At 41.7% G+C, this 26,789-nt stretch carries 17 protein-coding genes; 5 read left to right on the forward strand and 12 right to left on the reverse strand.

Going from position 1 to position 26,789, the window contains the following annotated elements; translation table 11 throughout:
- Positions 1 to 330 precede the first annotated feature (330 nt).
- The 11 genes from ATC1_RS06115 to ATC1_RS06165 form a co-directional block, all read right to left on the reverse strand.
- Positions 331 to 1,809 (reverse strand): B12-binding domain-containing radical SAM protein, encoded by a 1,479-nt coding sequence (locus ATC1_RS06115; RefSeq protein WP_062279354.1) that lies wholly within the window; start codon positions 1,807 to 1,809, stop codon positions 331 to 333.
- Positions 1,810 to 1,976: 167 nt separating this feature from the next.
- Positions 1,977 to 2,816, reverse strand: a complete 840-nt coding sequence (locus tag ATC1_RS06120; RefSeq protein WP_062279356.1) for an SPFH domain-containing protein — start codon at positions 2,814 to 2,816, stop codon at positions 1,977 to 1,979.
- Positions 2,817 to 3,466: 650 nt separating this feature from the next.
- Positions 3,467 to 3,757 (reverse strand): RNA recognition motif domain-containing protein, encoded by a 291-nt coding sequence (locus ATC1_RS06125; protein WP_062279358.1) that lies wholly within the window; start codon positions 3,755 to 3,757, stop codon positions 3,467 to 3,469.
- A gap of 442 nt (positions 3,758 to 4,199) precedes the next feature.
- Positions 4,200 to 6,551: a glycoside hydrolase family 3 N-terminal domain-containing protein gene (locus ATC1_RS06130; RefSeq protein ID WP_062279360.1), complete on the reverse strand. Its 2,352-nt coding sequence runs from the start codon at positions 6,549 to 6,551 to the stop codon at positions 4,200 to 4,202.
- A gap of 14 nt (positions 6,552 to 6,565) precedes the next feature.
- Positions 6,566 to 8,131, reverse strand: coding sequence for a glycoside hydrolase family 43 protein (locus tag ATC1_RS06135; RefSeq protein WP_062279361.1), 1,566 nt, complete (start codon positions 8,129 to 8,131; stop codon positions 6,566 to 6,568).
- Positions 8,132 to 8,271: 140 nt separating this feature from the next.
- Positions 8,272 to 10,479 (reverse strand): DUF6259 domain-containing protein, encoded by a 2,208-nt coding sequence (locus ATC1_RS06140; protein ID WP_062279363.1) that lies wholly within the window; start codon positions 10,477 to 10,479, stop codon positions 8,272 to 8,274.
- A gap of 11 nt (positions 10,480 to 10,490) precedes the next feature.
- Positions 10,491 to 11,330, reverse strand: coding sequence for a carbohydrate ABC transporter permease (locus ATC1_RS06145; protein ID WP_201777249.1), 840 nt, complete (start codon positions 11,328 to 11,330; stop codon positions 10,491 to 10,493).
- A 3-nt stretch (positions 11,331 to 11,333) separates the two neighbouring features.
- A complete protein-coding gene (locus tag ATC1_RS06150) occupies positions 11,334 to 12,197 on the reverse strand; it encodes a carbohydrate ABC transporter permease (RefSeq protein WP_201777250.1) in 864 nt (287 codons plus the stop codon).
- Between the two features lie 61 nt (positions 12,198 to 12,258).
- Complete coding sequence (locus ATC1_RS06155; RefSeq protein ID WP_062279367.1) at positions 12,259 to 13,473, reverse strand: ABC transporter substrate-binding protein; 1,215 nt, start codon at positions 13,471 to 13,473, stop codon at positions 12,259 to 12,261.
- A 231-nt stretch (positions 13,474 to 13,704) separates the two neighbouring features.
- Entirely contained in the window at positions 13,705 to 13,953 is a 249-nt protein-coding gene (locus ATC1_RS06160) for a helix-turn-helix domain-containing protein (protein WP_062279369.1), read from the reverse strand.
- A gap of 179 nt (positions 13,954 to 14,132) precedes the next feature.
- A complete protein-coding gene (locus ATC1_RS06165; RefSeq protein ID WP_062279371.1) occupies positions 14,133 to 15,182 on the reverse strand; it encodes a LacI family DNA-binding transcriptional regulator in 1,050 nt (349 codons plus the stop codon).
- 698 nt (positions 15,183 to 15,880) lie between these two features.
- Between ATC1_RS06165 and ATC1_RS06170 the strand changes: the two genes are divergently transcribed.
- The 5 genes from ATC1_RS06170 to ATC1_RS06195 all read left to right on the forward strand — a co-directional run bounded on the left by ATC1_RS06170 (position 15,881) and on the right by ATC1_RS06195 (position 25,603).
- Positions 15,881 to 20,956, forward strand: a complete 5,076-nt coding sequence (locus ATC1_RS06170; protein ID WP_062279373.1) for a FecR family protein — start codon at positions 15,881 to 15,883, stop codon at positions 20,954 to 20,956.
- Positions 20,957 to 21,168: 212 nt separating this feature from the next.
- Positions 21,169 to 22,152: a prenyltransferase/squalene oxidase repeat-containing protein gene (locus ATC1_RS06175; RefSeq protein WP_062279375.1), complete on the forward strand. Its 984-nt coding sequence runs from the start codon at positions 21,169 to 21,171 to the stop codon at positions 22,150 to 22,152.
- Positions 22,153 to 22,643: 491 nt separating this feature from the next.
- Positions 22,644 to 23,273 carry a TetR/AcrR family transcriptional regulator gene (locus ATC1_RS06180; RefSeq protein ID WP_082174693.1) on the forward strand — a complete coding sequence of 210 codons (630 nt, stop codon included), beginning with the start codon at positions 22,644 to 22,646 and terminating at the stop codon, positions 23,271 to 23,273.
- Between the two features lie 99 nt (positions 23,274 to 23,372).
- Positions 23,373 to 24,329, forward strand: a complete 957-nt coding sequence (locus ATC1_RS06185) for an alpha/beta hydrolase (RefSeq protein ID WP_062279378.1) — start codon at positions 23,373 to 23,375, stop codon at positions 24,327 to 24,329.
- A 254-nt stretch (positions 24,330 to 24,583) separates the two neighbouring features.
- Positions 24,584 to 25,603, forward strand: a complete 1,020-nt coding sequence (locus ATC1_RS06195) for a hypothetical protein (protein WP_062279382.1) — start codon at positions 24,584 to 24,586, stop codon at positions 25,601 to 25,603.
- 202 nt (positions 25,604 to 25,805) lie between these two features.
- On the opposite strand, the gene ATC1_RS06200 is transcribed toward ATC1_RS06195, so the two are convergent.
- Positions 25,806 to 26,696: a glycosyltransferase family 2 protein gene (locus tag ATC1_RS06200; protein WP_062279384.1), complete on the reverse strand. Its 891-nt coding sequence runs from the start codon at positions 26,694 to 26,696 to the stop codon at positions 25,806 to 25,808.
- Positions 26,697 to 26,789 lie beyond the last annotated feature (93 nt).

Consider the following 26,789-nt stretch of genomic DNA (forward strand, 5'->3'; position numbering starts at 1 on the left):
CGAAAAGCGTTACACGAAGCTGCACCGAGTATTAAAAACAAAATGCCCACCTCGGGCATTAAGACATGCCCGACCGGCTCAACGCTTGCTGCGTGGTGATCAAGTATTAAAAACAAAATGCCTACCTCGGGCATTTGTCACTGATAGGGTTAGACTTTACCAGGTATAGTCGCCTTATGTTTATCAGGTATGATCGCCCGGATGTTTACCACTTGAAAGATAGAAATCGGGAAGATGCCATTTTACGGGAATGGTGGCAATGTAGGGGCGACCGGCCGGTCGCCCCTACGATAACATCGATGGACAATTCGAAAGGCGCCCTTCTCCCTGTCAGGGGGAAGGAAACGCGGCTACCTTGCGGAAATGGAATCCCATAATTGCCAGCGTGATTGCCAGCGGGAAAAGCCTGGGACGGTGGAACAATGTCCAGAAGAACAGCTTCCAATAATGGAAGCGTTCTGTTCCGCGGATGCCGAGCCGATAGATCGATCGGCCGAGCGCCAGGATATACTGCGCTTCGAAATGGATTTTGATTTCCGGCGACCGATATTCCTTAAGAAATGTGATCGTGCGTTCATAATACTGTTTGGGTTCATACAAATAAGTCACAACACTACGGTAACCTTCCCGCAGCAATTCAAGTCCCATTTTTGGGATAATATTGGTTGAACCGTCCGCGTTGTCTCCGGTCATTTCATCCGTCAGGCGGCCTTCCGCTTTCATCCTTTGGTACAGACTTGTGCCACGTGGAGCCTGCAGCAGCCCGACCATTGCCAGCACGATGCCGCTTTTCTGGATAAATTCAATCTGCTGCTGGAAGATGGATGGCGAATCATGATCGAATCCGACGATGAAACCGCCTTCCACCTGCAATCCGGCACGCTGGATGCGTTTGACACTTTCCATCAGGTTGCGTCCGCGGTTCTGCGTCTTGCTGCATTCTGCGAGGCTCTCCTCGTTGGGTGACTCGATGCCGATGAAAACGGTAGTGAATCCGGCTTTCCGCATCAGCGTCAGCAGCTCAGGATCATCCGCCAGGTTGATGGAGGCTTCCGTGCTGAAAGCAAATCCGGTTTTACCTTTGCGCCATTCGATCAATGCCGGCAAAATTTCTGATTTCAGCAGCTTTTTGTTACCGATGAAATTGTCATCGACAAAGAAAACGTTGTTACGCCATCCGACCGCATATAAACTGTTCAGCTCAGCGACAATCTGACCAGCCGTTTTGGTTCTGGGAACATGCCCGAGTAATGCGGTCACATTACAGAAATCACAATTGAAAGGGCAGCCACGTGAAAATTGAATACTGACTGTGTCATAATGTCGGAGATCAGCGAGTTTCCACAGCGGAATGGGTGTCTGATGAATGTCCGGATATTCAGTGGCAGAATAGACTTTCTGAGGGGTTCCGTTTTCCAGATCCGTCACGAATTTCGGCAGCGTCAATTCCGCCTCATTCAGTACCAGAATATCGACTTCCGGGAAGTGATCCGCTTCCATGGTGAAGAGCGGTCCTCCGGCAACTGTTTTGACGCCTGCCTGCTGGCAGCGTGAAAGGATGTCCTTGACCGATTCCCGCTGGACGATCATGGCGCTGATGAAGACGTAATCTGCCCATCGCAGATCGGATGCGGACAAGGTTGTTACATTCAGATCGATCAGCCGAAGCTGCCAGGTGTCTGGCAGCATGGTTGCGACCGTTAATAATCCCAGCGGGGGAGATGCCGCTCTCTTTTTGACAAACTTCAGAGCGTGTTTGAAACTCCAGAATGTATCTGGAAATTCCGGATAGATCATTATGATCTTCATATTTACCTCACTTTGAAGATCATTTGTTATGCCTGTCTTTCAATAATTTATCATATTTGCCGGTTTTTCGAATTAATGGAGGAATCTTGTTTTTCTTTTTTCATGTAAACAAAAAAACATGAATCCCTCCCAATTCTCGGGTCTGATCCGCAAATTTCAGATAGTAATTACTTCGCGGGCTTGTCATTCTCATGAGCAGAATCAATCGGCAGACTGCCGAGCAGCAGCGTCGGATTGATGCCTTTATCCGTCAGGATGATTTTGGCGTTTTTCTGCAGGGAATTTTCCGTCATTTCGTATTGCTTCAAAATCTGCGCATTGCCTGTGAAATATTTTTCCGCGGCTTCATTGACCAGACGGATGGCTTCCGCCTTTCCGGTCGCGACCTGGATGGCAGCTTCTTTTTCGCCTTCTGCGCGCTGGATCATTGCCAGTTTGTGCTGTTCAGCTGCTTCAAATTCACCCGTTGCCAGGAGCCGCATGGAACGCCGTTCCTGTTCTGCAGTTTTTTGCTTATGCATCGCTTTTTTAATATCTTCCGGCGGATCGATCAGGCGGATTTCTACTTTACTGACGGTCAATCCCCATTCCACCGCATACGTGTTGAGGATCCGCTGTAAGTTGGTCGCAATTTTTTCGCGTGCAACCAGGCTTTCATCCAGTGTCAGATCGCCGAATTCCTGTCGCAGGTTGGTCATTGCCAACTGAATGATCGCCCGTTTCCAGTCGTCGATGTTGTAAAATGTCTTTTTGATCGCTTCTTCCTCGATCGTCGGTCGCACCCACATAATTCCATCCACCTGAATTTCCACGTTATCTTTTGTGATTACCGGCTGCGGGTGAATATCCATGGTATGTTCACGTACATCGCGAATTCGGATCATATGAACAATCGGGATTTGAAAGCCAAGACCTGGCATCACAAAGCGACGGTATTTTCCCAGTTGTTCTTGAATTCCTCTTTCGAATGGTCTCAGAATAAATATCGGACTGTAGATTTTTCTCATGAAATGCTCCTTCTGTATTTTATAAATCCCGATGGTTTTTCATTAGGTTTATGTGAATAGGAAAATTCTGTCAGAAAATTGGCTGTATTTAATGATTATAGTGCGGAACAGATTGGATTTCATATCAGTAATTCTTTCCATATTTGGAATTGCTGACGCTGTATCTTTCAACCATACCAAATTTCGATTAGCAATGCAAATCAGAATAACAAGTTATTCCCGATCAATTTGAATAGTACCTGAGTTTCTCACTTTTTGGAAAAAGTCCAATTTTACGCTCAAATTTGGTGATTACAGAACATTAATTCGAGATACTCAAGGGTATACACATGGTAAATTGTCATTGCGAGGAAGGCGCCAGCCTGACGAAGCAATCTCTTTTCGTGTGGCTATCTTTCCACAACTGGAGTAGATAGATTCCAGGACACTATTTGAGAAAAACAGGAGAATAACAAGTTTTTCCCGATTGATTTGAATAGGAAGTCGGCATTTCGAATGAATCAAATCCCGGTCTGATTACAGAGTAAAAAAAAAAGAGCCTGTAAAACAGACTCTTTTTTTGATTTTTATCGTATTACACCTGGCAAATACGGTGCCTTCGAAAGCGTTCCGTTCTCTGCCGACTGCGTTTCAGAGAAATCAGCGGAATTTTAGTATCGATTTGGCCGACGGTTGAATGTGCGCGGTTTTTCTTCCTTGGGTTGGGCTATGTTAACTTTCAGAGTCCGAGTGTTGAGTTCCTTCCCGTTGAACATTTGGATCGCTTTTTCAGCTTCTTCCTGGCTGTTCATTGTAACAAATGCAAAACCCTTTGATCTTCCTGTTTGATGATCCACAATTACATCGACTGATTTAATTGTGCCAGCCTGGCTGAATAAGGTGCGAAGATCTTGTTCAGTCGTAGAAAATGACAAATTACCCACATAAAGCTTTGGTTCCATAAAATTACTCAACACTTTCTTTATTTTTATTCAAATATGAATTCATCATAACACAAAAATATCAAAAAATCGAAATGCAAAAAAATCTATGCGGCAGGATTATGTCAGCCGATTTGAAATATGGGAAGAATTCCTTGATATTGTGTTGTTCTTGCCCAGCGAGCAAAACAACACAATATCAAGTTTTCTCGAGTGATTCTTTAAGTCGATTTGTTTTTTGAATTGATTTTTTTTAATCCGGCAATGAGGAATATAACGATCTGTGTGATGCAATGGGCCTATCGATTCTGTACAAAATTGATACTGCCCCTGAAAAAGAAGGGGCAGTATCAAATAAAAAAAAGGAGAAAAAATTGGAATTAATACTAAAGAAGATTAATTACGAAATATTGCATATTTTACTATATTTTTGTCGAAATTTATTTACAAACTGTAAATTGTTTTATGATTCAACTTTTGTCGGGCATATGAAAATTCGTTCGTGAATCATCATTTTTCTGTCCCCTGTGATTTCAAACGCTCCCTGCATGCGGATATCTTCAGATGAGCTTCCGATCATCACGAGAATTCTACCTGGTTCTATAACAAGGTCGAAATTTTCATCATAAAATGCCAGCATATTGACAGGAAGCAGAAAATGAATGGTCCTGGATTCGCCGGCAGCTAAACTGATCCGCTGAAAACCCTTCAGCTCTTTAACCGGACGCGGAATGCTTCCATATTCATCACAAATATATAATTGAACGACTTCATCACCTGCAATGGAACCAATGTTTTCAACCGTACAGGAAATGATGACCGTTTCATCCATCCCCGCTTGCGGCTTATCGATGGAGAAGTCAGAATATCGAAAATGCGAATAACTCAAGCCGTGGCCAAATGGAAATAAAGGTTTGACGCTTTCTGAGACATAATCGATATGCCAGTTCGATTTCATACCGGCTGGTTTATTATTATAGAAAATGGGAACCTGCCCGACGGAACGCGGGAATGTAATGGGGAGTTTCCCGCCCGGATTCTGATCTCCAAAAAGGATATCAGCAATGGCTGTGCCACCTTCTTCTCCTGGTATCCAAGCTTCCAGGATAGCATCAGCCCTCTTGACGATGTCTGGAATCGCCAAAGGGCGTCCATTGATCAAAACAACGACTGCCGGTTTCCCGACAGTAAAAATTGCCTCGGCTAAATCTGTCTGCACACCCGGAAGTTTTAAATCAGCACTGTCACGAGTTTCTCCGCATGTGCAATCCGGAATCATTCCGGAGCGGTCTCCCAAAATCAGGATGACTGCATCTGCCTTTTGAGCTGCCTGAATTGCTGACGGAAATCCGGATCGATCCTGTGAATTTACATCACATCCTTTGGCGTAAAGGATTTTCGAATTCGGCAATTTTTCCTTAATGGCATTGAGCGGAGTAATGACGATTGGCTGATCCTTTATTAAGGAATCACGATCGAGATTGATAAAAGATGAATCGGGAATTTTTGAGTAAATCCAGTTATCAATCATACCGACATAGGAATAGGCGCCGCATAGATTCCTTTCATCATCTGCATTCGGTCCGATCACTGCAATCGTTTTTATGTTTTTCGAAAGCGGGAGAATTCCGTTGTTGGTTAACAGAACCATCCCTTTTGCTGCAATGTTCTTCGCTAAATCCCGCTGCTGTTGTGTCTCGAAGACTTCCAGAACCTTTCCTTCATCGACAAAAGGATTTTCAAACAGTCCAAGTTTGAATTTCATCGTCAGGTGATTGGCAACAGCCTGATCAATGCGCTCCATATGGACAATTCCGGCTTCGATCTGATGAATTAAATCTTCCGCATAACATTTCGTGGTTGGCAGTTCAACATCGATTCCAGCATTCATCGCTGCTGCGGCTGCTTCAGCCCAGCTGGATGCCATTCGATGATAGGTGTGCAGCATAATAATTGCTTCGTAATCGGAGACAACAAGTCCTTGAAAACCAAGTTGATTGCGGAGCAGATCCGTAAGCAGATTCTTTGACGCGGCAGCGACTTCACCATCCAGCTCCGGATAAGCATTCATGATGGATGCAAGTCCGGCATCGCGGATCGCTGCCTGAAATGGCATCAGGTAGGTCTCCCAGAGTGTCCTTTTCCCCACTTGAACCGGAGCGCAGTTTAATCCGCCCTGGGAAAGACTGTGCCCGACAAAATGCTTACCGGTCGCGATGATTCCATGATGGAAATCCGCTCCCTGTAACCCACGGGTATACTGCATACCGAATTGACTGATCAGGAGAGGATCCTCACCGAATGTCTCTTCGATGCGTCCCCAGCGCGGATCACGTGCTACATCTAATTCAGGGGCTAGTCCCTGATGGACTCCAATGGCTCGAAGTTGTTTCTGAATCTCTGCAGCCATTAGCCGGGCAAGTTCGGGCTGAAATGTGCTTGCCAGACCGATCGATTGCGGGAAAATCGTTGCGCCCAGGGCAATGCTCCCCGAATTGCATTCTTCATGAAATATGGCTGGAATTCCAAGACGTGTTTGCTCCAGTAATACTTTCTGAAGCAAATTGGCTGTCTGCGCTGCCTGGACGGGTGGCAAGATGGAAGTGCAGGTTAATCGAGTGATTTGTCCGATTCCGTTGCTGAATCTTTTTTGCACTTTCTGCATGTCCAGTTTGCCATTGGATTGCAGTTCATAAAACCAGCAGGAGCCTAATTGGGCTATCTTCTCGTCTAAAGTCATTTGTTCCATCAGGGCTGACACTTTTGTTTCGATTGGAACGTAATTTTTATAGAATTGTTTCGGTGTGATTCCCATGTTATTTCTGATTCCTATTGTGCCAGTTCTGAATACTCAAACCAGTCAAAGTCTGCGTAGTTTGAGCTGAAGCAACCATTGCTGCTGCCATAAAGGCCGATGTAAGCCCCAACGAAGCCTCCGGCAACCGGAGTGCTCAGGATTCGTCCATCCGCGTTTTCAACAAACGGAATCCATTGATCGGGATTCACTGCATAATAGAAACTGTACTGCTGTTCATGCGCTTCCACCTTCAGGAAAATCTGTCCTTCAGAGACAGTTTTCTCCGCCAGGATGCTTTCCTGCGCATGCGCTCTGGAGATCAACTGTAACGCTATTTGGTCATCATGTTTTGATAATACAAAGAGATAATAGAAATCCGGATTTTGGATGAGCGCCATTCCGCAAGTTTCATTCTGTGATTCCGGAATGAACTCCATCATCGTTTTTGCTGAAAAATGAATATGCTGCTGTCTTCTGCCAACAAAACTTGGATTTTCATTTTTGGATAAGCGCTGCGGACGCAGCTTGATTCTCAGAAATCCCGGCCGGTCTGTCAATGAATACCACGTTTCCCGAGGAGTACGAATCAAGTTCCATTGAAAGGAAAGCTGCGGACTGTCAAAATGATCAGTTTTCGGCAATATCGGCCAGATCGTTTCTGGCAGATCAGGCGCCGGAAATGACATTTCCACACGACCGATTCCAGGACATACAACCGGCCAGCCATCTTCCCAGCAAACCGGCGCCAGGAATGTCTCACGCCCTAAATTGTAAAAATATCCTCCATAGGGGCGCATCGCCAGCAAAGCCATCCACCATTCACCGTTTTGCGTCTCCACCAGATCCGCATGACCTGTTCCGACAATCGGATAATCGAGTCCCAAATGGCGATGTGTCAAAATCGGATTGCCAGGATTGCCCACATATGGACCGGTGATGGAATTACTGCGCGCAATCATAACCGAATGATGATGGGCAGTTCCTCCTTCTGCTGACATTAAATAGTAAAAACCGTCTTTTTTATAAATATGGGCGGATTCTGCCCATATGCCGCCTTTTAATGCGCCATCCCAAAGGAAATAGGCATCCCCGATTAATTGAAGCGTTTCCAAGTCGAGTTCCTGCAGGTAAATTTCAGAGTGCCCTTCGTAGAAGCCCTCAAAAACCGGCCGGTTTTCTGTGAACCAGACCCGTCCGTCATCATCAAAAAACAGCGAGGGATCAAATCCTTTGGACCCTGTCAGCCAATGCGGTTCAGACCAGGGACCGGCTGGATTTTCAGTGGTCACAATAAATGTGCTGTACGGTTGATTTCCGTCTACCAGCGTGTTGATCACATAAAATATACCCTGATGATACCGGATGGTTGGTGCGAACAATCCACCGGAGGGGCGAATTCCATCCAGATCCAGTTGAGATGGGCGATCAAGGACATGTCCAATTTGATGCCAGTGTCTCAGATCACGACTGTGAAAAATTGGCAGTCCGGGGAAATACTCAAATGTGGAAGAAATCAGATAATAGTCTTCGCCTGCTCTGCAAATGGATGGATCCGGATAGAAACCGGGTAAGACTGGATTTTGAAGGATTCGATTCATATTTAACCTTTTACAGCACCTGCGGTCAGACCGGAGATAAGCTGCTTTTCTGCAAAGAGATAGATCATTCTGTAACAGTTGATCTAATCACACACAATAGTTACAATAATAACGATCTGATTTTTATAGACGCATTCAATTTATTCGAATTCTAAAATTGCAGCTGTGTTTGATCTCATTTTTATTAAGACATAATCGCCGTCTGCGAATAATTGAATTTTTTCAGTACAAGTTTCTATGATAGCTTTTTGCGTGCCTCCCAAATTGGGGACAGTAAAAATGATCTCCTTATCTGAAATATTGGATAGAGAGAACGCGATTTTTCCATCAGTTGCCATCCATGCACAATTTAGAATCGAAGGAACCTTAATCGGTTTCTTTTTCCACCCAGAAAAATCCATACCTACAAATACAACCTCAGTGTCTGGAACATCCAAATTATAAGTGCGAATCATTTTTCCAAAAACTAGGTATTTGGTATATTTTTGAAATAATGTGCAGGTTTGCTTGGCCATATTCATGATTTCTGGAGAACATGCCTGAGGTTCTTTATTTGTCGGATCCTTATATGCAGTCTGCGGCGATCCAGCACACTGACTTCCAAATACAAAGTTGTTTGCCTGTGTATATATTCCACAGGTGTCATCCGGAAGAAGGGATGACCAATCACCACCATAGCAAGAAAGATATTCATGGTATAGGAAAGTAAAAAGTGGAACGCCCCAAATACCTCGTGGCTGATCGGATACTCTTCCATGACAGATATCCAGATCTTGAATAAATAATTCTGAAGGGAATTCTTGTGAAAGTGCGAAATCTCTGTTTTTCTCCTTACAAGTTTTTCTTGTCGTTTGATAAAGATTACGTAGACAGTCCACCTGCCACTTTCCGCGCCCTAAAGGATGTCCGTGTTCAGCAGAATAGCATTCCGGAACCGCCCCACCGAAAATCTGATCAGCCTGAACAACAACAGAATCGTATTCTTCAACAAGTCTATTCGCTGCTTCCACGATTTGAGTATAGGCCTGATGTGTTGATACACAAGCATAACCATGGAGACCATCCCATGAAGATATATTTGAATCCATCATAACGTTCCCATCGCTGTCTATGGTTGCTTGAGATCGATAATTTTTATCGAAATTCTGTCTATTGTTATAATCTATTGAAAGCTCCGGTTGCGTAGCATCTTTTCCAATTCGTTTCCTTATTGGTAATTTAAGTCCAGATAATCCAAAATGAAAGGGGATTATGCCCTCTATTTTTAAGGAAATACACATTTCGCGATTTTCCTGATCACCATAAAGGGGAAAATAATCCAGACCTACCCATTCACCATTTTTTTCCCATCCCACCATCATAGCTACTATCGGCATATTTAGATAAGATTGCCATTCTTTACAAAATTCGGGAACCTTACGAAGATAATTCTCACCTTCTTTCTGATACCGCAACCGGAAATTCAAAAAAAAGGCGCCTTTTTTTACCCAATCAGGAACATCATCTCGCTGTGCAAGAATTTTAGTGCACCAGTTTTGTTTTATTGCCCATCTCTTATACAATGCAGCCGCATCTTGCCAATTGCCTGAAAAACAGCCGACTACTGTTTCGTATGGAACTTCGCAATCAGTGCAAGGTTTTTCCGAAAATAAATGTTCAGGAGAAAAGTCCAAATACAAATTCTGACAGGCATTTTTAATTATCGGGCCAAGTCTTTTAGGATGCCCATTCCCGTCATATGTAGCAATATATAGCCCTCCGTTATTATCATAATAGGCTAATAATTGGCAACAGATATTTTCTGGAAATTCCCTTCCTTCCCCAGGATAGGCAAACCTCTGATTGAATCGTCTATGAGGATAATCCCCTTCCCAATCTGAAACAAGAGGACTAGGCAGAAGATAGCCATCAGCTTTAGGCAACAGAATCCTATCATTTGTACCATTTCCACTCAGTGGTGCAATAGCACAAATAAGTGGAAAATTGACACTGCGAACTGCAAACGGAGATTGGTTCTGAATTTTAATTGTCCAATAGCTTAACCCCGTTATTTCTTCTAATCGTATTTTACAGATTACATCGATATCAAGCGAATCAAGTTGAAAAAATTTAATCTCCAAGTTTCCATTTTTTTCATTGACTTCAGTTTTATTAGCAGAAAACGAGGTAACTGATATACTACCTTTCTGAATTATTCCGTTATAAATTTCTGATAATTCAATACAAAACAATGGACTATTACTATCAGAGTCTATATAATTCCGACCGGCAACTTTATCGTAAATTTCTTGAAGTCCCATCTTTTCTGAAAAAATAACACGAAGCTTAGAATTCTCTATCCTGTACATCTAAGATTATTTCACTCCTTGATTGCGCCAGCCGTCATACCAGCAATAAAATATTTTTGCATAATAAAACCAATAATAATAATCGGAAGCATAGCAATAGTAGCAGAGGCGCACCCTCGTCCCCAATCGATAGCAACAGCCCCAACACTACGAGCAATACCTACTGGAAGTGTATATGTGTCCATAGAAGTCAACTGCAATGAAAATAGGAGCTCATTCCAAGAATATTGCATTGATAAAATAAAAGCCGATCCGATAGCAGGAAGTAATAATGGCACAAATATACTGACAAGAATTCTGATGGTAGATGCTCCTTCCAATTGAGCCGATTCATATAAACCGGCAGGAAGCTGCTTAATAAATCCTAAAATTAACCATATGACAAAAGGAAGATTGACAGATGAATGCGCAAGTATTGGACCCACATAAGTTCCATTCAATTTTACTGAGTAAAGCAGCATATTTAGAGGAATGAGAATTGTAATTGAAGGAACTAGTTTTCCCAACAATATAAAATCGGAAACTTTACGTCCCCACTTTGAATATCTTGCTAGCCAAAGTCCATAAGCACCAAATATGCCAACAATAATTGAAATCGCAGTTGTTATCGTTGCCACTATTAATGAATTCTTGAAATAAATATCAAAATTACCCGAAGAAAGAACTGTTTTGAAATGCTTGAGCGTTGGATTGAAAATAATATTAGGTGGCAACGTCTTAATATCTAAAGAAGGTTTGAATGAGTTGCTGACAATCAAAAGAATTGGAACAACATCGATAATTACTATGACCAAGATGAACACAACCGTTGAAATCTTGGTGAAATTCGATTCCTTTTTTTTGAAAATCACTTTCTATTCCTCCTGACTTGAGTTCGCATGAATAAAAGGCAGTCCGAAAATTATAAAAGCAGTAATCATAAGGAATACGGAGACTGCCATTGCATACCCCATGTGATAAACCTCAAAAGCTTCTCTGAATGAATAGATACTTAGAGATAAAGTCGAATTTGCAGGTCCCCCTTGAGTCAGGGCGTAAATTAAATCAAAAACCTTAATTGTATCCACACCGCTGATAATAAGAACTACGTAATACACATTTTTCAATGCCGGCAGCATGATAAGGAAAAATAATTCAATACCGCTTGCGCCATCAAGATTAGCGGCTTCAAGTCGTTCCTCCGGTATTGAAAGCAGTCCGGAGGTAACGACTAGAACAACAAAGGGTGTTATCTGCCACCAATGTGTAAATGCAACACAAAGCAAGGCAGTTGTAGGTTTCCCCAATCCCGGGAATTCCGAAGAGTCTATTCCAAAAAATCCGAGTATCCAGTAAACTAAACCGAATGAAGGATCAAACATATATTTCCAGATAAACCCGGTAATAATTGGGGAAACTAGAAGCGGCATTGTGCATAGTCCTCGTACAAAATCGGCGATACCTTTTTTGCATTTCAACAGCGTTAACGAGATCAATGTACCAAATGTTAGTTCACCCAAGTTTGCAAGAAGAGCAAACAAAACTGTATTCAGGAAGGCTCTGTGCAGAACCTTGTCATACAACAAAGCTTTGTAGTTTTCCAGACCAACGAAGCTGTCTGATGTGATTTTCATGCCTATATGGTAGTCAAATAGACTGATAAAAATACCATAAATAAGTGGAAAAATCATTACCAATAGTACAACTACGATTGTTGGCATCAGAAATACAACAGGCAAGATACCACAATCATTCCTGTTAGTTTTAGATTTAGAGCACAATACCTTATTCATAATTTATTTACTTTGAAGTAACAATGCTCTCAAGATCGCTTTGAAGCTTAGTCAATACATCTACGGGATTATTATCTGACGTTGCGATTTCTGATAAAGCTGCCTGAAGAGCAGGCATTAATTCAGATGCACCAGGATTCAGAGGATTGTACTTAGCCTTAAGCATTGATTCTGAAGCGGCTGCCATGAATGGGAATTTACTAGCAACTTCTGGGTCTGCAGCGGTAGAAGCAAGCGCAGAAGTTTGAGAATTGAGAAGAGCCATAGCTTTATCTTGTTCAGGCGCGATCATCCAATTGATAAAGTCAAAAGCAGCTTCTTTATTCTCACTGTTGGCGGCAACACCAAATGACCATACACCAGCAAGTCCAACCAGGTCATTCCTCGGTGGAATTGGAGAATATACAACTGTATCAACGATTCTGGAACGATCAGGATTTAAATCAAGGAAGTTCGTATCTGAAATAGTGATGCCAAAAGGTGCAATACCAGTTCTAACCGCGTCAGCAGCTTCTTCATTGAGCCAAGTAGTGGCACCGTCTACTGAATATTTGCAAAGGTCATCCCAAATCTTTGAAGCATAAAGTACAGGCTCGCTTGTTAAGGCAAGATTGCCATCAGCATCGAAATAGTCTCCGCCTGCCCCGAATAAAATTGTAGAGAAAACATCAGCAGCAGCTTGTCCCTGACCAGCTGGAATTGAAATGCCAGATCCTTTTTCTTTATAGAATTTTGCAAGAGCTACCATCTCTTCTGGAGTCTGAGGAATAGACATTCCATCTTTCTCAAGCTGAGCGCCATCATAAACCATGATATAGGTATGCGTCATTGCCGGAAGACCATAGGTTTTTCCATCCGCTTGGTTAACCTCAACAAAAGAAGGACTAAATGTACTGATATCTAAACCGGATTTTTCGATATATTCATCAAGCGGAGCAAGCCAACCATTCCGAATGTAGTCCTCTGCCCATATTTCCTGGAAGTAGATCACATCATAATCACCAGTCGTTGAAAAACTCTGGATCTGTTTTTGTCGTAAGTTTTCATAGCCGATATCATCAATGACGACATTGGCCGCATTGTAATTTTCTGCAACAAATTTCATATCATCGGCATGGTCACCAGCCCATCGGGAAACTACAATCTTTTCGTCATCAGCGAATGTCGGGACTGCTGAAAGGAGCAGACCTAATACCAACAATAATACTACCATTTTTTTCATAATATTTCTCCTTGAAAAATCTTTTACCGGCGAGGCCGGTTTAAAACACAAGATCTACAGCAAAACAATCTATCCAAACAGCACCTGATTCAAAACTGCCTTAAGGACCACTTGACGACCCGAGATTTTTGTTTAGTTGTCACACATTATCAGCATGTATTCTTCAAATTACCCAAATCTCTCGATACCGTTTCTCCTTTTGTACTCAGAGTATGCACGTGTCAAGGCAATTTAGAAATGTCCTATTGTGTCGATAAAGTTGTCAACAATCTCCTGTTTCGCTGCTTCCATCTTGCGATTACTGGGTTCTCCCCACTTCTTGGATACCAACCCCGTAACGTCTACTAATCGATATCTTTGCAGTATCCGCCGTAATTGTCGTTCACTGATCCCTTGTCTTGCAGCCGCATCTTTGTGTCTTTCTCGTTTTTCCAGTACTCCTTCAATGACACTTTTTCGGAGTAGTTCTTCATTGCTCATTTCGATTGTCCATTTGATAGCTCCTAATGATAATTAGGAAATTTCTATTTTTCTACCATAGGACAATATCATGTTGCTCTTACATTTTTACTGATCGAAAATACAACATATACGATTCGGTTATAATTTGTCCCTGTCGGACCTCCTTTCTACGAAGGGATTCCACGGACGAAAAGCAGTCAAGGTATGACTTCGCGGTTAGCCTGGACTGCTTTTGGTTTTGCCGTTGAATCTCTGATCATTAATTGTGTGGGCAGTTCTATTCGATGAGGTTTGCTGTCCGTGTCTGTAAGAATCTCTAACAGCATCTGCGTTGCCAGCCGGCCCATTTGTTCAAGCGGTTGCTGAACGGTTGTAAGCGCCGGCCTTACTAAGGAAGCCTGTGGTATGTCGTCAAATCCAATGACGGAAATATCATCAGGGATCTTTAATCCATGATCACGAATTGCATCGATGACTCCCATTGCCATGCAATCATTGGATGCAAAAATTGCTGTAGGGGGCTGCTCTACATTAAGAAATTGAATGGTTCCTGTATACCCGTCTGGCTGTGCGAAAGTCCCTTCATAAATTAAATCTGATTCAACGGGAATATGACGGGTCCGCATCGCAGTTTTATATCCATCCAATCTGTCGATCGCGGCACCTAAATCCAGGGATCCTGTGATGAAGCCGATCCGTTTATGGCCGAGTTGAATCAGATAATCCGTTGCATTGAAAGCTCCCTGCCAATTGGAGGCTCCGACTGCAGGACAATCTTTACCCGTTCCCTGGTGATCGATTAAAACAAAGGGGAATTTTTTTTTTGCCAAAGTGCCGGTATAGTCGACTGGATTCCGAGGTAAAACAAGCAAAATACCGTCGACCATATCTTGTGCAAGCGAAAAGACATACCCGGCCTCTTTGCTCGCAGTGCGGTGTGTTGTATACAGCATTAAGTCATAATCCGATAGCGTTAGTTCAGAATCGATTCCGCGGATAATTTCTCCGATATAACCGGTGCCCAAATCTGGCACCAGCAAACCGATTACATTTGATCGCCCACCTGCCAGTTTTTGAGCCTGTCGATTAACGACATAATTCAACCTTTCCATGGTTTGCTGAACCCGCTCTCTGGTTTCCGGTTTGACGTGAATATCATTATTAATGACTCTGGAAACTGTACCAAAAGAGACATTCGCTTCGGTTGCTACATCTACAATCGTGATTTTATTCTGGCGTTTGTTCATATGGAAGCGCTTACATTATTTGATATAAAAGTGACCGCATACAAAAAAACAAATCTATACTATGATAATTTTTGAAACGATTGATAAATTATTGTCGATTATTTTTCGAAAAGTGTTGTTTTATATGAGAAAACTCAATCATGCTGCGTCATCGATTTTATTTTTTTCGAAATTGAAACCAAACATGATTGAAGCGTTTACATACGAGTGTATAACCTTTTTTTTGGAATGTCAAGAGTTGAATATCCAGTTCTTTTATTCATAATATCACTTTGCCTTTTGTATCAATCGCGAAAAACATCACAAAAACAAAGAATCTTCCCCATATTTCGAGTTGCTGAATCCTTTTATTGTTGATTACATTTCAAAAAATAAAAATTCGGAATTATGCTTTTTTTTTTATATTTTTATGAGCATGTTATTTCTTGTAAATCGAAATTTTGTATAGCTTTTCGAATTATGAACAAGATCTGTTAATGATTAATCCAATTATTGGAAAGTATAAAAAAATTACCTATACTGAAAGTTAAGTATTTTTAAATCATTCGATTTTATTAGGAAGCAGTCATTCGAAAATTAAAATCATGTTTCCCGATTCCACTTGAAGATGCTGTTTTTAAAAAAATTGATTTGTGGAAAATGCAAGAAAAAGCATCACTCTTTCAAAAACTTTGTAATACAGAATTTGAGGTGAAATTATGCGAAAACATCCCGGTTGTATTCATAAAATTTATTATGTCATAAATATCCTACTGATTGTTTGCATGATTTTCCCTGTGTCACTCGCAGTGCAGGCTGCGGATGATCTGACTAGCCTCATCAAAGAATTCGAAGCATCTATGATCAATACTCCGGGTGGCAGCCAGGAATCAGCTTTAAAGGTTCTCTCTAAATATAAAGAATATGAAGGTTTCGTGAATGCTAAGGGCAGCACAATCAGTCGCAATACAGTCGAGGCTCTTGATAATCATCTTTATCGTATGTGCAGAGAAACCTGGCGTGATGTCTCGTTGAATCAAGGAAACAAATTGAGCCACATCATTCCGGTTGGGACTTTAGGACAACGGGGTGAACCGGGAGGTAAATTTATTCCTGGGAAGAGCGACTATGATTTTATTCCTCAAGGAACCAATGCCAGTGAAGCGGCCGAAGACTTTTCATCGAAATTTATACAGAAATGGAAGATTGATCCGAATGATTTGGGCGTACATGTATTGGATCCAACGAAAATCGAAACCTGGGGGGATCGTGTTGAGGCGGCTGCAAATTATGAAAAATACAATACAAAAGGTGGAAACATCTGGCTGGAAAATAAACTATACAACGATAATCCAAAATGCTGGGTATATAACCCGATTGCTGATACGCTGGGGGATGTCAATTATGTGAAGTTGGCAGGCGAGAAACCGAAAGCATTGACTGCGGTTGATGCATTCGGTTTTGCTAGTGATAATATAAAATTCCGCGAAAGTATCCTGGTTTCTAAAGAGTATTCCGAAAGTGAAAAAGTATTGAAAACTTTTAAATATGATTTGCGAAATCTTCAGGCTTATGAACTGGCCGGAGGAAAACTGACTCCAGCAGAACAGGAACTGGTTGGGCTGGCAAGGATTTTTGAAACACCCGGTATTACCCCCGAAGATGCAATCAATGAAATGATGAGACGGACCGGCATGTCCGCAGAAGACGTCGCAGAACACTATTTAAACGGAATGAATCAGCTCAATAAAAACATGTCCAAAAAAGTTGCTGAAACTTTTCTGGATATGATGACATCCGGAAAACAAACGGAAAAACTCGCTTCCGAATTGGCAGCAGCTATGGCAAACCTGCCTCCCGGTTATTTCAATGAGGTGGAAGGTATTGCGATTCAAAAATTAGGAAAGTATGAATATCAGGAAATCAGTCAAATGACAAAAGTATTTAAAGAACGGATTTCCCAGCGAGTATTTGGAACTACCTATTTTAACGAAAGGGCAATGGATGTTTTTGGGCGATCATACGACCAATTAAATGATTCTGAAAAAGCACTTTTACACGGAGCGGATGAAGCCGTTGAAGGGTTTGCCGAAAAATCATTTAAAGCACTGGGGTATACTGCCAATGCACTATTTGCTGGTTATGCGATTTATTCTGCCTATCAGGAGGGGAAACAAAGGGGAGAATCGATTGGTTACATGTCTGCAGGCGGACAAGCTTTTATTGAACTGCTGGAATTTGGCTATCCGGTGGCTGTTGCGGTGGATATCGTTGCGCGGTTATCTGCAGGTGTGATGAATTTGGGAATTTCGGCGTATAAAAATAACGTGCTCGAAAATATGTTTAATGAACTTATCACCGAATATGACGGCAGAATTGATGAGATGTTGAATACGTATGGGATTGCTCCCGGAAAATTGGAGCAGGGTGGTTTACGTCAGGTAGCCATTGAAATGCGAAAAGAAAACCCGAATATCACTGATGAGGAAATAACAGCTGTCATCAAAGAATACTTTTCCAGACGGATTCAAACTGAAAAAATTAAGACCGAGAATCTCCAAAATTTGGAACAGCTAAAAACATGGCTGCGAGAAAACCATGTTGAACTAACCGATAAACCTTTGGAAGTGGATGACCTTTGTCAGTATTATGAAAAGGAATGTAACGCAAAACTGGCTGCCTGGCTGCAAAAATATGCAATGATTCGGGCACAATTGGAAAAAGATGGATTACCTCTGAATCCGGACAACATTTACTATATCGTTTCACGATTGTTGCAGGGATCTCACGAAGATTATATCAAGGCAATGAAGGAATATTATGCGGATTATAAAAAAGTATTTCCTCCTGCCGAAAATAAAAAACCTCCCATAGCAGTTTTGAAACTCGGATCAGGAGCTTCCATTACTGTCAGCAATCCGCCCATGTCCCCCGGGATGCTTTGGTCCGGAGGTGGCAGTTTTGCAGAACATGGAGTTGACCAACCTTGTGATCCAGCCCAGGTTTTTGGCCCATTTAATGTCTCAGGAGGGGCTAAGGCGAAGGCTGTGATTAAGGGCAGTCCGCCTGTTCAGCAGAGATGGTCCCTCTATAACTGGAACTCATCGATGCGTGTATATTTTGCTCAAAAAATCGGGAAATCTTTCGGAAACGAACAGAAAATTGCTGAATTGTCCGGTCAAAATGAAGACTCGGATTTGCAGCAAGAATTTGATATTCCCGGAGCAGGAAAGATCAGAATTGTGATTGGAGCACCGGCTGGAAGCGGACCACTGTCCGGAGCTTGTTTTGGACAGGGTTACAGCGCATCCCTTGAAATTTTGGCTGCTAAGAATGATTCAGTTGCCTCTGCCGGTGAGAATTTTAATGCAGGAGATAAACTGACAACATCAAACAGTCCGGCAGTTTTGGTTTTAGGAGACGGAACGAGACTGACCGTTCAAAGAGACTCCGCAGTTTCATTTGATATCGATACGACTGGCATGCCGGTTGTGCGATTGGAAAAAGGCAAAATTCGGTTTACCAGCCCTGCTCAGGGAGGCAAACCGATTGTGGTGAAGGTTGGCGATAAAACGATCGTTCGACATGGAACTGATTTTTCAGTTGTCAGCTATGTTTCAGACTGGGCGAATGAACATACCGTGAGTGTCAATGAAGGGAGTGTCACGGCAGTTTTTCCGGATGGAACTGAAATAGAAGTTGATGCAGGAAAAGCTATCAATTTAGATTCCGGGGCATTAAGTGATTATTCAGTCAACGCTGACGAACAAAATCGTTACCACGGACTAAAACCAAAAGATATTTTTATCGGTGATGATATCCCGGAACCAGCAGGAATGGTGACCGGACCATCCGAATCAGATCCATTGGATGCTGGTTGGATCTGGCAAGATCCTGGCTATAACGCAATGATTCATGTAATAAATGGCGTAACGGAGATTGATGTCCCCCATGGCGATTGCATCGGGGATTATTGCGATAATTCCCCGGTTTTTATGCATAAAGTGACCGGCGATTTTGACCTTCAGACACGAGCATTGTTGATTGGGCCGAACGACCGGTGGGTAACTTTGGATTTCATCATCTACGCACCTGATTCGTTTTTAGGATTTCTCGCAGGGCAAGTTCCTGAAGATTCATTGTTCGCTCATACGCTCCAGATAGGCAGTGGCTGGCGCAGAGAATCGGGACGAAGTGTATTGCGAATATTTAATGATGTTTCTTCAAAAAGCGGCAAAGAGATTCAGGATTTACCTGTTTTGCTGCGGCTGACCCGCCGTGGGGATATCTTTAACACGTATTGGAGTATTGATGATGGAGTAACGTGGAATCTTTCATCAAGGACGCAAATCAACGTTCCAGATACATTATATACCGGCTGGACTTTTATCTATGGCGGACAATGGCCGGGCGAACCGGCTGTTGCAAAAAGCATGCTGTCCGAGATCAGTCTGATCAGCGGGCCTCAAAATTCTTTATCAAAGGCTGAATGGGACGTTGTTTCCGGTCAGGGTAGTGTTGAAATCATTGATGAATCCACCGTAAAGCTAAAACTGGATGGGTCTGTTTTCGGAGATGCGAGCGTATATCTGGGCGAAATTTTATCCGGCAATTTTGAGCTGATCGCTTCGTATAAAACTGAATTACCGGAACACCAACCGGGGGAAAGTCGTGCTTTCTTTATGGCTGTTGAAAATGTTGAAGGGATTCCAGTCAATGGAGTGTTAGACAAATATCAACGTATCGGTGTCGGTGCATTCCAAACGGATAATGGCAATAAGTATGTAACAAAGGTTGATTATAAAAAAATACGGGATGCATCCTGGAATACGTTGGATGCTATCGGAAATGAAGGCAAATTCCGCTTGTTGCGCAATGCGGGTGTGATTACGTCTTATGTCGATGTGAATGGTGAATGGATTCAAATTGACAAAGGGTATGTCGAACAAATATCTGAGCCTGTTGTTCCTGTTTTTCAAGTCAATAATACTATGAATGCAGCTATCCCGACACCGCTTGAAGTGACATTCAAAGTCGAAAAATTGACCAGAGAGGATATGCCGGAAAATGAAGTTCAACAACCATTCAACACTGAGACAAATACCAATTTAACTGAGTTTCAATTTTCGACAGAGGCTCAGATGGCTGAAATCGAACAGACCGCTGTTGGTCAATCCGAAACAACTCCCGTCGAACCTTTCCCTCCCGCAGATGTCGAACAGTGGTTTACAGATGATTTTTCAAGAGGAACGAATGCTTGGAAGATTATGTCCGATTTGTCGAATGGCTCTTTATTCAATGAGAATGAAGAGCTCGTTTTTGAGGTTACAAAACCAAATAAGTATGTTTCTGCAGAAGTCCCCTGGAATTTTACCGGGCTTTTTACGAATACCACAATATCAGTTGATGTAAAAGTTGTGACTCCTGGAATGGGTGGCTTTGGCTTTTTCTGCCGTGAGAATGATCCGAATAATTTTTATTCGGTGACGATCATCCCGGATGCTGCTGGAGGTGGCGCATATCGTTTTTACAAAAAAGTAGCCGGAAACGCTATGTATCTGACAGACTGGATTCAGACGGATGCATTATATGGTGGTGAAATCACTGAACAAATTGTTTTTTCTTGTAAGGGAAGTAAACTCATTTTAGACATCAATGGACAAAAGGAAGCAGAAATCACAGATTTTGACCTCGGTTTTGGAAAAGCGATCATTTTTGCGGTATCGATGAATGATGTGGATGAAAAGAATCCTTATCGGGTAGCTTTTGATAATTTCAAAGCAACAGTTCCTTAAGCCCCGAAAAACTTGTCTTGATTTGAGAATACTTCATTTTATCCATAATCAATCACAACAGCGGACTTATCCTGTTTGTGTCGATTTACTTGAATGGCAAGTCACTTTTTCGTATTACCGGGTTTTAAACTTTCTGGATTATCAAAAAAGATAAACATATTATCAAAATCAGATATTTTGTCAAATCGTTGTAATCAAGGTAGAACAATTTAATGAATGAAAGAATTCTTGATTGGTTGCTGGAAGAAGAAAACCCATCCGTTCGATATGCAGCATTGACTACTTTGTGCGGATGTTCTGCTGAGGATCCGGAAGTGAAATCGGCACGAAATGCTATCATGGAACATGGAGTTGTACCGAATATATTACAGCGGCAAAATGCTGATGGATCCTGGGGAAACCCGGAAAGATTTTATGATGACAAGTACGAAGGATCATCCTGGACGCTGCTTATCTTGGCCGAACTGGGAGCAGATGGAGCGGATAAACGAGTAAAAGATGCATGCGAATTTATTCTTCAACATTCTTATCATTCGGAAAGCGGCAGTTTCTCCCATTCTTACAGTATGAAAACACAATCCGGTTTGTCCGGCGGAATCATTCCCTGTTTGACCGGAAATATGGTTTTCGCATTGATCCAATTCGGATATTTGGAAGACGAGCGAATACAAAAAGCAATAGATTGGATCTGTCGTTATCAGCGAACAGATGACGGAGATCCACGACCGCCGGTGGATCCATTTATCGAAAGATTCTCGTCATGCTGGGGTTTGCATTCCTGTCATATGGGAGTCGCAAAAGCCCTGAAAGCGTTGGCAGCCATTCCTCAGAAGAATCGTAGTGAAGCGGTCACTGCGAAGATCAAACAGCTATCCGAGTATTTTCTGATACATCATTTATACAAAAAGAGCCATGACTTGTTTTCAATATCCAAACCAGGATGGCTGAAATTTGGCTTTCCGCTGATGTATCAGACGGATGTGCTGGAGCTGCTCGGAATTTTTGCGGATTTGCAAATCAACGATCCCAGGTTGGATGATGCCATCGCTGTTGTCGAAAGCAAACGCTCTGATAGCGGGACGTGGCTGATGGAAAACTCTTACAATGGTAAAACGCTTGTTTCGATAGAGCACAAAGGAAAACCTTCCAAGTGGATTACTTTAAAGGCGATGAAAACTTTAAAAACATTAATGTAGGATGAAAACATTTTTATACATAATCGACAGTGTCGAGGAAAATGATGAAAATACGAATGCAATATCGAAATTTCCTCCTGAAACCTGCCATCACAGTGATTTACAAATATGGGCAACAATACGATTTGTGGAAAGAAATATCAGTTCTCCCTTTTGATTCAAAAAGCATGATTAATAAATTAATTGCTAAAAAATGAATGGTTATCTTCCCTGTATTCTAAAAGGCTGATCAATTTTTCGAATTGCTGGTACGGCATTTACTGAGTATTAGGGCAATTTCATCGATTATGAAATATCCTGAAAACATGATGGTATCGACGTGACGATTGACCATCTTTTTTTTAATACTATTGAATGAAATGTACTTCGTACAAAAATATATATAGTATAATAATGAACGGAGTATAAATACTTGGCAATGACCGATACTGCTGTTTTTAAAATACATCTCTGGTCATTCGAATACCAATTTTCAATTTGACTTCAGGAGAATGATGAACCAGTCAATGATGAACCGGATGGATCGTAAGAAAGAGGAAATGCGGAATCGAATTATTGATTCCGCGATCACGCTTTTTGATCAATTTGGAATCGATGAAGTGACCATGGATCAGATTGCTGAGAAGGCTGATGTTGCGAAAGGAACTCTGTACAATTATTTTTCATCGAAAGATACGGTCATCGCAGCGTATATTCAAAGGTCTTTCTATAATCATGACCGTGAACGGATCGAAGAAATCCAAAACCTTCCGAATACGCAGGAACGTCTGACTTTTTTACTGATGACGCTGCTTCAGGGAATCCGGAGGCAAAAAGCGTTATTTGAAAAATATATGCTGTATCGCATGCGTCTGACACTATCGTTTTCACCAATCAGTAATGAGATGGAAAGCGGTTTATCCAGCTTGATCGAAGAGATTATCCGACTGGGCAGGGATGAAGGGGATATCCGAACGGATCTACCAGCGGATCTGATTGTTGGATTTGTGGAATACATATTAATCGCAGCAATCAAACCGTATTATCTTCAACCAGAAACATATGATCCCCAAGCCGCTGTGGATGCGTGTATTCGTCTTTTTATCAACGGATCAAAATCGGAGAAATCGGAACAGCTATGATTTTGGAGCTTGAATTTCGGAGTATGCGAAGAATTTTCTCTTTGTTATTCGAAAAGCTTGCCAAAATTTTACATTGCTTTTTTTTAGGAGAGAAAGAAAATGTCCAGTTTTAAAAGTAAATTGATTCTCTGGAGTGTTCGCAACCGACACCTGTTCAGGTATCCGTTCCGAAGAGAGATCGTGACGCAAGACTCTTCGATTGAAAAATTCAGAGCCGAATGTCTGGAGGGGGCTAAGAAATTTAACCGCGTTCCAGAGAATCTTTGTGTGGAATCCGTGGAAATCCCGGGCAATCCTCCAGTCTATGCCGAATGGATTCATCCAATCGGAGTCTCCAAAATGCCATCCGCCGGGACAAAAGCGATTTTTTACACACATGGTGGCGGATATGTCAGCGGGAATTGCATGGATCACCGTAATCATGTGATGAAATTTGTGATGGATTCCGGTATCAGTGCGCTGCTGTATGATTATCGATTGGCTCCAGAGAATCCATTTCCCGCGGCAATGGAGGATACACTGACCGCCTATCGCTGGCTGCTGAATCAAGGTGTGCAATCTTCCGATGTGATTATTGTCGGTGAATCTGCTGGTGCGGGGCTGTGCCTGGCAAGTTTGCTGGCTTTTCGGGACGAAGGGCTGGCAATGCCTTCAGCCGGTGTTGCTCTGTCTCCTTGGACAGATCTGAAATGTACCGGGAAATCCTACCAGAAGAACATGTACAAAGACATTTCAATACTTGGTTCATGGGAGGTCTGGAGTAAATACTATTATGGTTCAAATGACCCGGAAAACCCATGGATTTCTCCATTGTACGGTGATTTGAGCAATCTGCCGCCTATCATGATTGTTGTAGGAGACCATGAAATTCTGCTCGATGATTCATTGAGTTTTGCTGAAAAAGCAAAGAATTCGGGTACAGAAGTAACACTGCGTGTTTGGAAAAATATGGTGCATTGTTTCCCTTTATTTTCTCCGCTGTTTCCAGAAGCAACGCAAGCCTGGAATGAAATTATTCAATTTATCCGGAATAGACTGATGGATGCCGGTCATTGATTTGAGATATTTCAAGAATAAACACATATTTTTTCTTTTCGAACAGAATCAGATTGAAGGGATTTCTCGTTTTTGGAGGAATCCCATTTTTTTTATTGATGAATCTTGGATAAACAGTTCTCCACAACAAGTTGTATTTCTTTTTTCGAAGAATCAATCCATATTTCGAACTGCTAATTTTTTTTATTTTTTGACGGATATAATTCTTAAGAGAAGTGTAATTAAAATAATTCATGTCACAGGAGTCTGTACCAATGAATTATTCAAAATCCGACAAGAAGACATTCCGATTTAATTTTTGGAAGGATCGTTTTTGGCTATGGTTTTTATTATTGCCAATTGGAATTTCCTGTTGGATTTTTCCAATTTGCTTTTCCATAAATTTTCGGACTGATTTTCCTACACTTTCATCCCTGTTTTTATTCCTATTCTTTGCTGGAATTCCCTGTTTCCTGGCTGGTTGGATATTTATTTATCAAGTGATGGTGTGGTTTTATATGCAAGTGACGATAGATAATAACTGGATCATCGCTCGATATCCCATGCAATATCTTCCGATCATTCCGAAGATATATAAAATATATATTCCCCGAATAGAACGTATCGAGTATGGTTCTTCGTTTGGGTGGGGATTCGCGTTTAACCTTTATTATCGTGATGAAAAGAATTATTTAAACTGTTTTCCGTTGCCAATTTTTCGCTTTAATCGGGAATATGGAAAAGCTATCGACAGTATTCTGCAAAAAGTTGATCCTGAACAGGAAAAATTTTTTCAGACAGAACGAATAAAGAATGCCATCATTAAAACAACGCTTGGAGAAAATTCCAATAAGAAATCCATAAAAAGAAATGCATTTTCAATCCTGAATCTGTTCCTAAAAATTTTGATAATGGCTTGTGTATGTTGGATTTGTGTTTCTAACATCTGGATTATTTATTCTGTTTTTCCGCAAAATCCGGCTGCTCATTTTGCAGCTTTCGGGAGCGGTATGCTGCTCGCGTTCTTAGGCTTATTCGGCAAATATCCTTTTCTCGGGCAATTACTCATTTGGGTTTTCGGGAAAAACATAATCATCTTAGTCCTAAATTCATTATTCCAAATACAGGCAGATATCCTTTTTATGAATGCACCAGATTGGGTAAACAAAATGTTTGCTTTTTTGAATTTAAAACCGTTGGATACTTCATTTGTGAATTATCTGTTCTATCCGATATTGGTTTTATCAATTGTCATTTCGCTGCAAAAGATACTTAAACGATTGCGATCTGCATAATTGTCCTAAATTCCAGCCATTTGATTCAGCAATTTAAAAAATAATAAAGCCTCTTGAGAAGAGGCAGCAATTCGAAAAATGGAAAAAAATTTTCTCTCTTTTTACAAAAGGTGTTTCCAAATTTCAAAATGTTCAGTGTAATTCCTGCGATAATTGAATTCAATTTTCGTAGGAATTGCTTGAATCGAGAGAAAATTGATCGTTAAAGATTCCTTTTTCGGATTTGAGCAAGCTGTTCTGCAAGCAGTCCCAGCATCATGGAGATCATGCCGGTTGTGATGATCAGCATAGCGACAGTGGAGAGTCCGTTTCCCCGCAGGAAGAACGGGATAGCCCATAGAATCCCCAGTAAAAGGGCTGTCAGTCCGATCGGGAAAAATATGCGCATTGGATTCAGAACCATAACGACGTTAAAAATCTGAATGATAGTGTCCAACGCAGTCATCGTATTGATTGTGCTGGTGCCGTGTTTTCGGGATTCTGTTTTTATCGGAACTTCTATTACAAGGTGTTTCTGTTGTAAAAATATTAGTGTCATTACTTCAGAAAAAGCCATACTGTCGGGACATAGTTTTAAATATTTCTGCGCTAACACCGTATCGTATAGTTTCATTCCGCTGTTCAAATCCTGTACTGGAACATTCATCATCAATTTTGCCGTACCTCGGATAATTTTTTTCCCAAGAGAACGGTAGGATTCCTGAAATACCTTTATTCCCTCAGTCCTTTTTCCGATGACCAGGTCTGCGTCGATCTCGTTACGGGCGTGCAATAGAACATCAATATCCTCCACACGATGCTGTCCATCTGCATCGATTGTCACGGTGAATCTGGTTTTTGAATTGGATATTCCGGTTGCTAATGCTCCGCCATATCCGCGATTGACTTTATGGGTGAGGATTGTCATCCCGTTCCAGGAATTCTGATAGTTTTTCAAGATTTCACCCGTATTATCGGTCGAAGCGTCGTTGACTGCGATTAATCGAAAATTTCGTTCTTTACAAAAATCGATCACAACGGGAAGAAACCATTGCAGCGACAATTCTTCATTATATGCGGGTATGATGATTGTCAGTTCCGGTTCATTTTGCATGCTATGATCATAATTGAATTTTTTCGAAATGGCAACCAACGATTCGATATTTAAGCTTTTTTTTCGGAATGATCGAGAAAAATTATTATCGTG

The sequence above is a fragment of the Flexilinea flocculi genome (assembly GCF_001192795.1).
Classification (GTDB): domain Bacteria; phylum Chloroflexota; class Anaerolineae; order Anaerolineales; family Anaerolineaceae; genus Flexilinea; species Flexilinea flocculi.

What these genes read in the sequence shown, in the direction of transcription:
- ATC1_RS06115 (WP_062279354.1), bottom strand. Translation starts at nt 1,809, where the DNA reads ATGAAGATCATAATGATCTATCCGGAATTTCCAGATACATTCTGGAGT.
- ATC1_RS06120 (WP_062279356.1), bottom strand. Translation starts at nt 2,816, where the DNA reads ATGAGAAAAATCTACAGTCCGATATTTATTCTGAGACCATTCGAAAGA.
- ATC1_RS06125 (WP_062279358.1), bottom strand. Translation starts at nt 3,757, where the DNA reads ATGGAACCAAAGCTTTATGTGGGTAATTTGTCATTTTCTACGACTGAA.
- ATC1_RS06130 (WP_062279360.1), bottom strand. Translation starts at nt 6,551, where the DNA reads ATGGGAATCACACCGAAACAATTCTATAAAAATTACGTTCCAATCGAA.
- ATC1_RS06135 (WP_062279361.1), bottom strand. Translation starts at nt 8,131, where the DNA reads ATGAATCGAATCCTTCAAAATCCAGTCTTACCCGGTTTCTATCCGGAT.
- ATC1_RS06140 (WP_062279363.1), bottom strand. Translation starts at nt 10,479, where the DNA reads ATGTACAGGATAGAGAATTCTAAGCTTCGTGTTATTTTTTCAGAAAAG.
- ATC1_RS06155 (WP_062279367.1), bottom strand. Translation starts at nt 13,473, where the DNA reads ATGAAAAAAATGGTAGTATTATTGTTGGTATTAGGTCTGCTCCTTTCA.
- ATC1_RS06160 (WP_062279369.1), bottom strand. Translation starts at nt 13,953, where the DNA reads ATGAGCAATGAAGAACTACTCCGAAAAAGTGTCATTGAAGGAGTACTG.
- ATC1_RS06165 (WP_062279371.1), bottom strand. Translation starts at nt 15,182, where the DNA reads ATGAACAAACGCCAGAATAAAATCACGATTGTAGATGTAGCAACCGAA.
- ATC1_RS06170 (WP_062279373.1), top strand. Translation starts at nt 15,881, where the DNA reads ATGCGAAAACATCCCGGTTGTATTCATAAAATTTATTATGTCATAAAT.
- ATC1_RS06175 (WP_062279375.1), top strand. Translation starts at nt 21,169, where the DNA reads ATGAATGAAAGAATTCTTGATTGGTTGCTGGAAGAAGAAAACCCATCC.
- ATC1_RS06180 (WP_082174693.1), top strand. Translation starts at nt 22,644, where the DNA reads ATGATGAACCAGTCAATGATGAACCGGATGGATCGTAAGAAAGAGGAA.
- ATC1_RS06185 (WP_062279378.1), top strand. Translation starts at nt 23,373, where the DNA reads ATGTCCAGTTTTAAAAGTAAATTGATTCTCTGGAGTGTTCGCAACCGA.
- ATC1_RS06195 (WP_062279382.1), top strand. Translation starts at nt 24,584, where the DNA reads ATGAATTATTCAAAATCCGACAAGAAGACATTCCGATTTAATTTTTGG.
- ATC1_RS06200 (WP_062279384.1), bottom strand. Translation starts at nt 26,696, where the DNA reads ATGCAAAATGAACCGGAACTGACAATCATCATACCCGCATATAATGAA.